We start from the raw sequence: 12929 nt of genomic DNA, 5'->3' as shown, positions 1-12929 counted from the left end.
GCTTTTCTTATTTACTATCTAATGCAAGTTTTATTGCGATAGAATCAAATTGAAATGGGGAATAAATTGCGAAATAATTAACAACCTGAATATTGTAGTAATAGCGATTTATGGTGAAATATTAAAAATTTAACTTTTAATAATACTTGTTTTTTAAAGATAAAAGTTTTAAATTCTGTATAGAATACTACATTTACTATTTCAAACACTGCCTTTGCTGTTTTATGGTTTTAGTTTTATTACTATTGCAATAAGTTTGAGACAAATTAAACTTAATATTATGAAACGGATCATCTTCACACTTCTCAGCCTTATTATTACGCTATCTACAGTAAATGCACAAAAAGGCATTAATTTTTCACACACCTACGCTGCTGGAGGCAAGCTTCTTATGTGTCTTGATAGTACTGCAGAAAATTTCTATTATGATAATACCTTCGCGAATCAACCTAACACTTACTTTAATTATTTACCTGAAATCAGCAATGTAAGTATCCAAATCTATTTCAGAAAAAAAGACCATGTACAGAATTATCGGTATAGCATTTTAGCCGATGATAAACCAATAGTTGTAAATAAGCCAATAGACCTACCGCAACTTAGAGATATCGATAGGGCAGACGAATCATTCAGATCGACAACACTTGGTGTTTTTCCTATTAACGGAAAAACCATTACAACCTTAGTCTACAGCATCGAAAAGCCTCTAGATATAGACAAGTCTGTTTTTTACGGAAAGCCTATTCCAAAAGCTAAAATAAAGGTTATTGCAAAGCGGTTCGAAATTGATCAAGGAGTTGACTACAGTTATATAGTCGATCCAAAACAAACAACAGCTATTGTTTTTACAGAGAAAGACGATGAACTTACTATTGTTAAAGACAGATCTGATATTGATTATGTTTACTCTATCTCCATAAAAGATAAGCAAACAAATAAAACAATCTTTGAGTCAGTTTCATGGCAATATGGGGGCTATGTCGATGAACATAAACTTTCACCTTATGTTAAGATGAACAAAAACATTTTCAAAAAATCTGGAGATTACGAAATTAGTATTCAACCATTGATCAAGTGGGGTACTTCAGCATCAAAAGATATCGACAAATACACAAGTAGATATACTCTTTCCATAACATTAGATCAAGAGAACTATAGCAAAAAAGAACTTTTAACATATACGTTAGTCGTTTTATTTTCTATTGGATTAGCAGTTCTTATTATCCTTTACTTTAACAAAAAAAGAAATAAGAAAATGCTGGCTGAAAATGAACAGCAAAAAGATAAGGCGAAGCTTCAAATTAGCTTAATTCGGTCTCAATTAAATCCTCATTTTCTATTTAATGCACTTTCTGGTATTCAAAATTTAATGAACAAAAACGATATCGACAATGCCAATAAATATCTATCTAAATTTGCTCGGTTAACTCGTAATGTACTTGATGATAAAGAACTGATTAGTTTATCTCAAGAAAAAAAATTATTAGATGATTACTTACAAATGGAGCAATTGCGATTCGGCTTTAAGTACGAAATTAATCACTCCGAAGACTTGGATTTAGATAACACTGAAATTCCCAGTATGTTGCTACAACCTTTTGTCGAAAATGCGGTGAAGCATGGCATATCGCAAAAAGCTAGCGAAGGAAAAATTGTGATTGAATTTATTAAGCAAGCGAACAATTTGGTGTTACATATTACTGATAATGGGAATGGTTTTGACACAAAAAATAAGAATAATGGATTAGGGTTGCTGTTGACTAATCGTCGAATAACACTATTGAATAGTGTTTATAAAGAAAATCACTTTACCTTAGCTATACAATCAAATTCTAACGGTACTAAAATAAGCTTAACATTAACTGATTGGCTATAATATGATGAGAGCAATTTTAATAGATGATGAAAATTCTAACCTAGAAAACCTAAGGATTTTGCTAGAAAAGCATTGTCCGCAGGTAACCATAATTGCAACAGCACAAAGTGTACGTGATGCAGTTGATGTTATTGAAAAATATGTGCCAGACTTAGTGTTTTTGGATATTCAAATGGGTGATAAGACAGGTTTTGATGTGCTAAAACTACTTCCAATGCGTAATTTCGATGTTATTTTTGTTACTGCTTATGACCAATATGGAATAGAAGCGATAAAATTTGCTGCCTTGGACTATCTTTTAAAACCGATTGATATTGAAGAGTTAATGCATGCGGTAAAAAAAGCCGAGCGCAAATTTACAAGGCAAATACAAACCTCGCAACTCGATTTTTTATTGCAACAGCTTAAAAAGCCAGAACCGACCATAAGCAAAATTGCCTTACCGATGCAAAGCGAAATAAGGTATGTTTCACTATCAGAAATTATACGTTGCGAAGCAGATAACACATATACCCACTTCTTCCTTTCGAATGGTGAAAAGATATTGGTTTCTAAATCACTTAAAGAGTATTCAGATTTGTTACGACCCAACGGATTTTTGAGAACTCACCAAAGCCATTTAGTAAACCCGAAATATGTAAAAAGTTGGCTAAAAGAAGATGGAGGTATTCTACTCTTAATATCTGGAGATAAAATACCTATTTCTAAGCCCAACAAGGATATTGTAAAACAAGCCTTGCAACAGTTTTAAATGTTAGATAGCTATCCCCGAACCCATACCAATGCTGATGTTCGAATCCTAATATTTTTAAACAAGAAAAGCCAATCTTGCGATTAGCTTTTCCTTTGTGATCCCGCTGGGATTCGAACCCAGGACCCATACATTAAAAGTGTATTGCTCTACCAGCTGAGCTACGGAATCTTACTCTTTTTTGAAGTTTCCTTCGTTGTTTGGAGTGATGCAAAGGTAGAAAAAACTAGCATACAGTGCAAATAAAACGACTATTTAATTACAAAGTCCTTTCTTGTCCTTTCATTTATAGGGAATTAATTTTTTTTAATTAAGAAATATAATCCCGATCTTCATTACTTAAAGTTGAATTTGGAACTGAAGATTGTTCAATTTCTGATGGATTAGTTGGATTTACTTGAATCACTTCTGTCTTTCTTTTCTTAGGTCTCAACAAAATACCCCCAATGATGACCCCGATAAAAAGAGTGATCGCAATAATTGATGATAATGCGAAGATGTGCTTACCAAAAAACCAAAATTCTACCGGAGCAGTGTTCTGCATAAAAAAAATCGTAATAATGACGACTAAAATTAAAAGTATGATCGTTTTGAAATTCATTTTTCGCGTTTTTATTTACCAAAAATAATCATTGTCATTGATACTTTATATTCTTAGAGGTGCAGGATCTATTATTCGTTTTGATAACGTTCTGAAGACTAGAATGAATATTGCACAAGGTTACTAAATTAATTAACTTGTATTAATATATAAATAAACTTCTATAAGCATGTATGACCGTCTAAAAAAGTTATTGTCACCGCTTTTTATCTTCTGCCTCGTACTATTGATCGCCAATGATTTTTATATGAAAGCAACTTTCCACAATGCGTTTACCGGAAAACTTTCTGATTTCTGTGGGTTATTTATTTTTCCTATTTTTTGGTCAGCGATCTTTCCCCGTCATAAATTATGGATCTTTATCTTTACCGGAATATTGTTTGTCTTTTGGAAAAGTGAACTTGCCTCAGGATTTATAGAACTGCTAAATAGCTTATTTAACATTCAACGAACGGTAGACCTAAGCGATCTAATTGCGTTGCCAATGCTGTTTGTAGGTTGGTTTTACATAAAAAACGATTCTATCGTATTGATTGCTGATTCCTTAATAGCAAGATTAAGTACTTTGATTGTCGCAGGTATTACAATTTTCGCTTTCTGCGCAACCAGTCAGCAAAGGTATGTCCAATCTTTTGATCAGCCACAATATGTTCTCTTAAAATCAGCTACAGTTCCCGATTTAAATTTATATGATGAATTTGAATTTTACCCAAAGGATTCTCTACTTGTCGTTAAGGTCAATCATTGGTATATTAATCGGCCCATTAGAAACGATGATTATAACAAGAACCATTCACTTAAAGATCTAGATAAAAATGTTGTGGCAAGGCTAGCAGATAGCGCCACTGTAATTCCTTACGGAAAAATAACTACTCTCATTATTAATACAACGGAGGGTGAGGATTTTTTAAGATTTAATGGGGGACGCCTCGATGGTAAATTTAATAGAAAATTAAATGATAAATTAATCATTGAAGGATTTTACAAAATGGGAGTAGAAGACTCAACTTGGACTTTTACTTCCGGTGACAGCGATAACGTCGTTGTACAAACATTTGTAAATGGAGAACGGACAAGTGTCAAGCAGTTTGATCATGGTAAATTGGTTGCTAAGACTCATATTAATACCAGAGCAGATACTATCCGAAATACATATGTTCAGATCAGTATTATGATTTTGGTTATCATTTTCATAATCCAATTCTTAATCAAAAAGTACCGTAATACATTTCCTCAAGAACTTAAACTAAAATTAGTTTGGAAATGGTTAATATGTCTTATATCGCCAATATTTGTCTGGCTATCCTACATTGGAATTAGGATTTTGCTCATGGATTTCAATGAAGATATTTTTGTGATATTAGCATCATTTTTATTTATTTCAGTAGTTGTGTGCCCGCTTATGTTTCTTGTTGTATTTTGGATCAAATTACGAAAGGAAATGGATATCCTGTTATACTGCCTAATATTTGGACTTTTATGTAGCATATGGACTTCATGTGGTACACTAATAGCTTTATATAATTAGTTTTTGTCAAAATTTGACGATGGTAATGCTCTTATCGGATTAAAAAAACGGAAATTCTGAATGGGGATTAAAGCAGAGACTATAGTATCAACAGAAATTTATACCGCAAATTTTGAACCTCTCCATAATGTACCAGAAAGGATCCGATAGAACTTAAATGCTACTATTTATGATCTTTTTTTAATTTCTTAAATAGGAAGCAAACTGCTGCGTAAGTAAGCAAGGAAAAAGCCAGATCTATGGCAAACGCCATTAAGGAATAATTACTGAAATCCTGCATTTGACCTGTAACCAGACTTTGTCCTGCACCTTCACTGTAATACGTTAACGGAAATCCTACTGTAGTTAAACCATCATAGGCCATACCATTGTGATAAGAAAGCCAGCTCAGTAAAGCGAAGATCAGTAGCGTTCCTAACAGATAGGCCAATACTGTTTTATAGTTACTATAAGGTTCTTCGTACATGATCATTTAATTTATAAAAAGTCGCCTCTTAAAAAAAGAGGCGACTTTTTCAGCTGTGATGGACAGCTATATGTTTTTATTTAAATTTATTTCGCATCGATATTGACCGCATTCAATCGTAATGAATTGAGGATAACGGATACTGAGCTTAAGCTCATGGCAGCGGCAGCAAGCATTGGCGATAACAAGATACCAAATGTAGGGTATAAAATACCTGCTGCAATCGGAATGCCTAAAACATTATAAAGGAAGGCAAAGAGTAAGTTCTGTTTAATATTGCGCACTAATTTATGACTCAGTATTTTAGCTTTAGCGACACCCATTAAGTCGCCTTTCAATAAGGTTACTTCAGCGCTCTCGATAGCCACATCAGTACCTGTACCCATTGCAATACCTATATCTGCCTGTGCTAATGCTGGAGCATCATTGATACCGTCACCAGTCATTGCGACTACTTTATTTTCCTGTTGCAGCTTTTTAATCTCCATCAACTTATCTTCTGGTAGCGCTTGTGCTTTAAAGTGTTTAATACCCAGTTCATCCGCTACAGCTTTAGCTGTTTTGGCATTGTCACCTGTTAACATAATCACATCAACACCATGATCCATCAGGTAATGGATAGCCTGTTTTGCCGTATCTTTTATTTTATCGGCAATAACGAGATAACCTAACAGTGTTGTTCCTTTAGCTAAGTAAGATACTGTACGGCCTTTTTCCTGTTCTACAGCAACTTGTTCTTTAACGCTTTCGCTGATCGCAATACCATCGTCCAATAACAACGATTCATTTCCAAGAAGCACTTTATCATTGGCAATATAACCAATAACACCTTTACCGTTTATGGTATCAAAACGATCTGTCTCTTTTAATGTTAGTTTTGACTCCTTTGCTTTCTTCACTACCGCTTCGGCTAAAGGGTGGGAGCTATTGGCATTGACTGAAGCTGCCAAGATCAACAATTCACCAACCATACTGTCTGACGTACTGAATACCTCTTCCAAACTCGGCCTTCCTTCGGTTATGGTTCCGGTTTTATCTGTCACCAGTACATTCACTTTATCTAGCTTTTCGAGCGCTTCCGCATTCTTTATCAAGATACCATTTTTTGCACCTTTACCGATTCCGACCATGACCGACATCGGCGTTGCAAGCCCCAGAGCACATGGACAGGCTACGATAAGAACCGCCAAAGCATTGGCTAAGGCAAAGGCCAGTTTAGATTCCACTCCATAGATCATCCAGACGACAAATGTTAAAATAGCGATGGCAATTACTATAGGAACGAATATGCGGGATACACGATCGGTTAACTTCTGTATCGGTGCTTTACTTCGGCTTGCACTATTGACCATTTCTATAATTTGTGCCAATAGTGTATCATTACCGACCCGGTTGGCTTTCATTAAGAATGACTGATTACCGTTAATCGTTCCAGCACTCACTTTATCGCCTTCATTTTTATCGACAGGAACCGGTTCGCCCGTTAGCATGGATTCGTCAATCGAGCTATGTCCAGAAGTTATTTCTCCGTCTACAGGAATCTTTTCTCCTGGTTTAACGCGTAAAATTTGTTCTAATTGGATGTCTGCGACCGAAATTTTCTTTTCCACTCCATTTTCAACTAGATTAGCTTCTGCAGGAGAAAGTTTTATAAGTTCTTTAATAGCTGAATTCGTTCTTGAATGTGCTTTCGCTTCCATTAGTTGTCCCAATAGTACTAGCGTTAAGATAACGGCAACAGACTCAAAATATAGTGCAACCTGACCATGATGACCTAATAATGCATCCGGAAATAGGGATGGAAAGAATAAAGCCACTACGCTGTATAAAAATCCTGCTCCGGCACCTAGACCTATCAAGCTGAACATATTTAAGTTCCAAGTTTTGAAAGAGGTCCAAGCACGCTCAAAAAACATCCAAGTGGCATAAAAAACAACTGGAATGGTTAAAAATAACTGGATCCAGCCTGACATCTTTGGGGTGATGACTTGCCCGATCGGGTTGCCAGGAATCATTTCACCCATTGATAATATAAATAAGGGAACGGTGAATAACAGCGCTACCCAAAATTTCTTTTTCAGTGTTTGATATGTGTGATCATCTTCCTCTGTGTCGGCATTTGCTACTAAATCCATACCACAGATGGGACAAGAACCCGGTTTATCACTTTGAACTTCTGGATGCATCGGACAGCTGTAAGTTAAAGCTGCTTTCTTTTCTGGCATTTTCTCTAAGTTCATACCACAGACTGGACAAGATCCTGGTTTGTCATACAGTTTCTCGCCCTCACACATCATAGGACAATAATATTTACCCGCTGAACTGGCCGTGACCTTTGGAGTGCCAACTTTTTCATGCGAAGAAAAGCCTGTGGATTTAGTATCATGGTGATGCTTATCTGCTTTATCAGCTAAAGATTCAACTGGAACGAGAAACATACCACAAACAGGGCAGGAACCTTTTTGGTCGTAAGTTTTATCATGACCTTCACAAAACATAGGACAGATATATTTACCTGATGGTGCTCCTGCAGTTTGGACTGTCTGTTCATCTTTATTTTTTGATGAACAGCAAGAGGCGTTCGCACTTTCATCCTGTGTGTGTTTATTTTCCGATAATGGCTCAACAGGTACTAAATGCATCCCACATATGGGGCAGGAACCTTCTTGATCGTACGTTTTATCATGACCTTCACAGAACATAGGACATATGTATTTACCTGATGACTTTTCCACCGTTTGGTTTATCTGTTCTCCGTTATTTTTTGATGAACAGCAAGAGGCGTTCGCACTTTCATCCTGTGTATGTTTACTTTCCGATAATGATTCTGCGGGTACTAAATGCATACCACAGACAGGACAGGAGCCCGGTAAATCGTACGTTTTATCCTGACCCTCACAGAACATGGGGCAAATGTATTTGCCTGAAACAGCTACTGCACTTTTTTTCGATTGATCATCTGCTTTATGATAGACTGAGCTGTTTCCGTTGTGATGACTATTGTCTTGCACGATGTGGTAATCACCAATTTCTGAAAGTGCTTTATTGAATTCATCTACATCAACGCGATCTTCACTATCAATAATGACTTCGGGTGGAGCTAATGTAACAGTAGCTTTTACACCTGGTATCTCATTTAGCTTATCTTCGACATTTGTGCGACATCCATTGCAAGTCATGCCGGATATTTGATATTTTTGATTCATAATCTGCTTTAAATTAACCTATACAAATATCCCTCTTTAGACAAAAATTAATGCTGTAACATTTGAGGTTTAAATTATAAGATTTTAATTGGGCAAGAAATATCCTTTATATGGATATTTCGATATTAGTAAAAGAACAAAGAAATTATTACTTTTTTTGTAAATGAAAATAGACCATGGATTTAAATCATAACAGAGAGAAAAGAGACAGCTCGGGGCGGACTTCTCATATTTTAAATACTTCAGCCAATTTACTGGGAATTTGTTTTCTGGTCTTAACGACAATAAAAACGATGAAACTCACAGAGGGAAGTTTAATTGATGAATGTGCCGCTATTGCTATTTTCATATTTATGTCCAGCTGTATTATTTCCTTTATTGCGATGAAAAGAGGTGATCTAAGGGAAGTTAAAAGACTGGAAAATATTGCCGATATCATCTTCTTAACAGGCTTATTTGTTCTGTTTGCTGCTTCTATATTACTAGTGTTTAATTTGATATAGCAATATGACATGACAGTCAATGCTAATTCGGTTTTTAACCGTAAATTATTGCACTGCAGCCACCATTTATAAGGGTAATAGAATGAGAAAATTCTTCCGGTATCATTAAGTAATGGCTCGTAACTTATTCGCCCTTTCTTCGGGAAGGCTTCGGGAATTGTCTATTGTGCCTCTACTGTTTGTCTACTGTTTGTCTACCTTTCCTCTACATAAACAGTAGAGGCGGAGTATAGGCATAGTAGAGGATTAGTATAAACTACCCGAGGAAGGGGCGAAGCAGACCCGAAGGGCAGTCAAATAAAACTCGAATTTGCGGAGAAAAGTTCTTGCCGTAGATAACTTGATCTTTTTTTTAGTGATGTATAAATTTTATGCTTTATTACGAAGAATGTATAAGCTAAAAGTCCAAAGAAGTCCGTGAAAGTCCATGGAAGTCCGTAAAAGTCCTTAGTCTTCTCGAGAATGCTTGCACAACGGCTCGATAATGATAGGGAACAACTCCGGGATTGATTCGGGTGCACTTCGACTGTTCTTCGACTCGGCTTCGACCATAAGACGAAAACAAGTCGAACAAATGGCGAACAAAACACGAACCAGTCTGCTCGTAATCTCAAAGAAATCCCGAACATCTCTCAAAAAAAAATCGATCATTCCTAATCTATTATTAAAACATACAACAGATCGCCATCACTATGTCTTTACAATAGATCAGATTAGTTGAAAACAAGAGATTTAAGCAATTTAATCCACCAAGACAAGTCTTTGCTAGATTGGTCTAACAGAACTCTTTAAATCGCTTAAAATTAGCTTCAATATAAAGCGGTTAATTTTCAGAATGTGCTGTTCTATAGATATATTGATCAATAGATTGCGACAGTAATTTCAAGGATATATGCCTCAGAATCTTATTCCAGAAAAAAGTAATGCTTAAATGCCTTTGAAAATAATAGGATTGTTTGAAAATTACATAAACAGCATAACCTCAGGATGTTTGAGGATCGTTTTGATCAAAGGTTTTGTTTCTCCCTCAATAATGGTTTTGTAGTGCGGTTCTGGAATGAAAAGTTTAAAGGTTTTCTTTTCAATTTTTATAACAAAAATTGCACCGTGTACCACCTGCTTATCATCGATAACCATTGAAAATTCATCAACCGGTTGATGAGCAAGCTTATTCTTTTCAACTAATTTTATAAGTTTTTCCATAGCCAAAACTACATATTCTCGTCAATATAATGCGATATATTGACGAGAATATCATTAATTTTTAGCGATTAAATCTCTTAATGCAACGGAAGCAATTGCTCCTCCGAATGCGGCTGGCAGATAAGACATCGTTCCGTATGCAGATTTCTTATAGTTACTGCCATCGGTATACAACAGGGATGCTTTATCTGGTAATTCTGTAGAAAATACCGCTTTAAAACCACTTCTTATCCCATGTTTATATAACTTTTTACGAATATGATGAGCAAGTTTACAATTATAGGTTTCTCCGATATCTGCAATTTCTATTTTTGTAGGATCCATTTTTCCCCCAGCTCCCATAGAACTTACAAAACGAACTTTACGCTCTAGAGCCTGACGGATAAAAAATAATTTTGGCGTGATACTATCAATTGCTTCCACTGCATAGTCGGGATTAAGATCCAATAGATCGGAAATCTTTTCAGGAAGAACGAAATCTTCAACAATAGTCAAATCCAGTTCAGGATTTATAGATAACAACCGATCGCGCATGATCTGTGCTTTAGATTGACCATGATTGGTTGCCAATGCTGGTAGCTGTCTGTTTCTATTAGAAGGATCTACAGTGTCGCCATCAATGATGGTCATTTTGCCAACACCGCCACGGCAGATAAATTCCGCTGCAAACGATCCTACGCCTCCCAATCCCAAAACCATGACATGAGAATTTGCCAATTTTTCTAAAGCTTCACGCCCCACTAATGCCTCTGTACGCGATAGCCAAGTTAAGTCTTTCATATTTTACTCAAATACAAGTTGATAGTTTCTTATTATGTTTTCTTTTAATTCATTTATTGATATCTTTTTCAATTGTGCTGCATAAGCGTACAATTCTCTGATATCGGCATGCGCATCATCCGTCTCCAAAAAGAGCTGTTCAAGAGGAGTCGCTACAAGCGTTTCATCTAATTTTCCCGTGAGAATTGATGAACCAAACGAGAGGTAATATCCTTTTTTAAGCAATTGCTCAGCAAGTTCTTTATTCTTGTTAAATCCATGAAAAATGGTGTGACCTGTGAAATTTTCACTTTTTAAAACTTGCTGTACTTCGTCAAAAGCACGGACGCAATGAATGATCAATGGCTTACCGTATTCTTTTGCTAAGCTAACTTGTTTTTGAAAAACGTCTTGCTGCACATTTAGGGGCACAGATATTACTTTATCCATACCACATTCCCCGACAGCTAGAATTTCATGATCAAGAAGCAATTCTTGCAGGATCGATATGCCTTTAAAAGGGTCACTTTCACTGATGTGCCATGGGTGTAACCCCGCGGTTACTGGCGGTAAATAATGATCATCTGGATCAGCATTCAGTATAAGATTAAATACGTCAAAACGTTCAGTCTCTGACGAGTGATGCTGATGGGTATGGATATCAATGTATATCTGTGTCATAATCAGGCGCAAATTTCAGAAAAAAAAATGATGTTTGAGAATTTTATCTACTAAAGATATAGATATTTATTGAATATGTGTATCAAGAACTTGCAACATTCCATTTGCTTTTAACAAGCATTCTTGATATTCGTCTTCAGCATTTGCCTGAACGGTAATAGCTCCCCCTGTCTGAAAGGACAGATATTTACTTTGTGCATTGTATAAAATGGTCCGGATCACAACATTGAAATCAAAATCACCTTCAGGACCGAAATAACCGATGGATCCTGCATATAAGGAGCGTCTTGTTGCTTCAACTTGATCACAGATCTGCATGGCAGCAATTTTAGGAGCGCCGGTCATTGAACCAGCAGGGAAGGTATTTTTAATAACTTCAACATCCGCTACTTTTTCATCGATTTCACAGGTAATGGTCGAAATCATCTGATGAACGAGTTTAAATGTCTGAATTTCGAACAGACGATCTGCTTTGACAGATTTTGGTACTGCGCTTTTCGTGAGATCATTGCGAACTAAATCTACAATCATCACATTTTCAGCAATTTCTTTTGTAGAGTTTAACATGCCTTGGACAATCTTTTGATCTTCTTCAGCAGTTTTTCCTCGTTTTGCAGTTCCTTTTATAGGTTGGGAAATGAGCTGTTGATTCCTTTTCGCCAGAAATCTTTCTGGAGATGCGGAAAGGATGTAATTCTTGTTGAATTTAAAAAATGCCGCAAACGGCGTAGGGGAGATGCTGTTCAATTTTTCAAATGCCGCTACGGGATTTAAGTTGACCTGGTCAGCATAAAACTCCTGGCAGAGGTTGACTTCGTAAATATCTCCTCTTTGGATATGATCTTGCATTTTATTAAATGCAAGCATGTATTCGGCCTTAGACCATCTGGTCTGTATCTGGCCATCAAAACCCACAGAACCGGTCTGCCATGTGAAATCTAAAATGGTTTGATAGATTTGAGCAGGATTTTCAGCTGTTATCCAAACGGTATTTCCAATTGTTTTGATCGTAACTGCAGGAACAAAGAAATAGGCTAATGGAAATCCTAAAGGATCATCATGATGTGTTTCCAGTTCTTCGATTTCATTTTTCAGATCGTACGAAAAAAAACCAGGAATATAAGTATCTGGATATGTGTCTATATATTTTTGAACATCCTGAAGTGTATTACCGGAAGTCGAGGTGTAAGAGGAAGTTGCTTTTACTGCAATTAAGCAGTCAAATGCACTCCACTGATCGCTATGTCCATTGGAATGGAGATAAGCTACTTCATCAAATTGCGCTGCCCATTGCAGCGCTTTTTGATGAAAATTATTCGTTGAATCTATAACAAAATTGTCTTCGACCCGCATTA

The 12929-nt window shown here is 36.2% G+C and carries 11 protein-coding genes and 1 tRNA gene; 4 read left to right on the top strand and 8 right to left on the bottom strand.

The window, feature by feature from the left end:
* Positions 1 to 280 precede the first annotated feature (280 nt).
* Positions 281 to 1876, top strand: a complete 1596-nt coding sequence (locus tag EDF66_RS00705) for a sensor histidine kinase (protein ID WP_132839806.1) — start codon at positions 281 to 283, stop codon at positions 1874 to 1876.
* Between the two features lies 1 nt (position 1877).
* Positions 1878 to 2627 carry a LytR/AlgR family response regulator transcription factor gene (locus tag EDF66_RS00700; protein ID WP_243655964.1) on the top strand — a complete coding sequence of 250 codons (750 nt, stop codon included), beginning with the start codon at positions 1878 to 1880 and terminating at the stop codon, positions 2625 to 2627.
* Positions 2628 to 2725: 98 nt separating this feature from the next.
* Here EDF66_RS00700 and EDF66_RS00695 read toward each other — a convergent pair.
* Positions 2726 to 2798: transfer RNA gene (locus EDF66_RS00695), tRNA-Lys, on the bottom strand.
* 139 nt (positions 2799 to 2937) lie between these two features.
* Positions 2938 to 3228 (bottom strand): LapA family protein, encoded by a 291-nt coding sequence (locus EDF66_RS00690; protein WP_132839805.1) that lies wholly within the window; start codon positions 3226 to 3228, stop codon positions 2938 to 2940.
* Between the two features lie 169 nt (positions 3229 to 3397).
* Between EDF66_RS00690 and EDF66_RS00685 the strand changes: the two genes are divergently transcribed.
* Positions 3398 to 4756, top strand: coding sequence for a hypothetical protein (locus EDF66_RS00685; RefSeq protein ID WP_132839803.1), 1359 nt, complete (start codon positions 3398 to 3400; stop codon positions 4754 to 4756).
* 163 nt (positions 4757 to 4919) lie between these two features.
* Here the strand turns inward: EDF66_RS00685 and EDF66_RS00680 are convergent, their stop codons facing one another.
* Together EDF66_RS00680 and EDF66_RS00675 are read right to left on the bottom strand one after the other, a co-directional pair.
* Positions 4920 to 5222 carry a hypothetical protein gene (locus EDF66_RS00680; protein ID WP_132839801.1) on the bottom strand — a complete coding sequence of 101 codons (303 nt, stop codon included), beginning with the start codon at positions 5220 to 5222 and terminating at the stop codon, positions 4920 to 4922.
* 86 nt (positions 5223 to 5308) lie between these two features.
* Positions 5309 to 8428 (bottom strand): heavy metal translocating P-type ATPase, encoded by a 3120-nt coding sequence (locus EDF66_RS00675; RefSeq protein WP_132839799.1) that lies wholly within the window; start codon positions 8426 to 8428, stop codon positions 5309 to 5311.
* 176 nt (positions 8429 to 8604) lie between these two features.
* On the opposite strand from EDF66_RS00675, the gene EDF66_RS00670 reads away from it, so the two are divergent.
* Positions 8605 to 8931, top strand: a complete 327-nt coding sequence (locus EDF66_RS00670; protein WP_132839797.1) for a hypothetical protein — start codon at positions 8605 to 8607, stop codon at positions 8929 to 8931.
* A 963-nt stretch (positions 8932 to 9894) separates the two neighbouring features.
* Here EDF66_RS00670 and EDF66_RS00665 read toward each other — a convergent pair.
* The 4 genes from EDF66_RS00665 to EDF66_RS00650 form a co-directional block, all read right to left on the bottom strand.
* Positions 9895 to 10134, bottom strand: a complete 240-nt coding sequence (locus tag EDF66_RS00665) for a hypothetical protein (protein ID WP_132839795.1) — start codon at positions 10132 to 10134, stop codon at positions 9895 to 9897.
* Positions 10135 to 10188: 54 nt separating this feature from the next.
* Complete coding sequence (locus EDF66_RS00660; protein WP_132768190.1) at positions 10189 to 10914, bottom strand: ThiF family adenylyltransferase; 726 nt, start codon at positions 10912 to 10914, stop codon at positions 10189 to 10191.
* Between the two features lie 3 nt (positions 10915 to 10917).
* Positions 10918 to 11574: a TatD family hydrolase gene (locus EDF66_RS00655; RefSeq protein WP_132839793.1), complete on the bottom strand. Its 657-nt coding sequence runs from the start codon at positions 11572 to 11574 to the stop codon at positions 10918 to 10920.
* Between the two features lie 66 nt (positions 11575 to 11640).
* Positions 11641 to 12927: an anthranilate synthase component I family protein gene (locus EDF66_RS00650; RefSeq protein ID WP_132839792.1), complete on the bottom strand. Its 1287-nt coding sequence runs from the start codon at positions 12925 to 12927 to the stop codon at positions 11641 to 11643.
* Between the last annotated feature and the right edge of the window lie 2 nt (positions 12928 to 12929).

Source organism: Sphingobacterium sp. JUb20, assembly GCF_004342035.1.
Classification (GTDB): Bacteria; Bacteroidota; Bacteroidia; order Sphingobacteriales; family Sphingobacteriaceae; genus Sphingobacterium; species Sphingobacterium anhuiense.
This window is presented reverse-complemented; position numbering and strand designations above follow the sequence as displayed.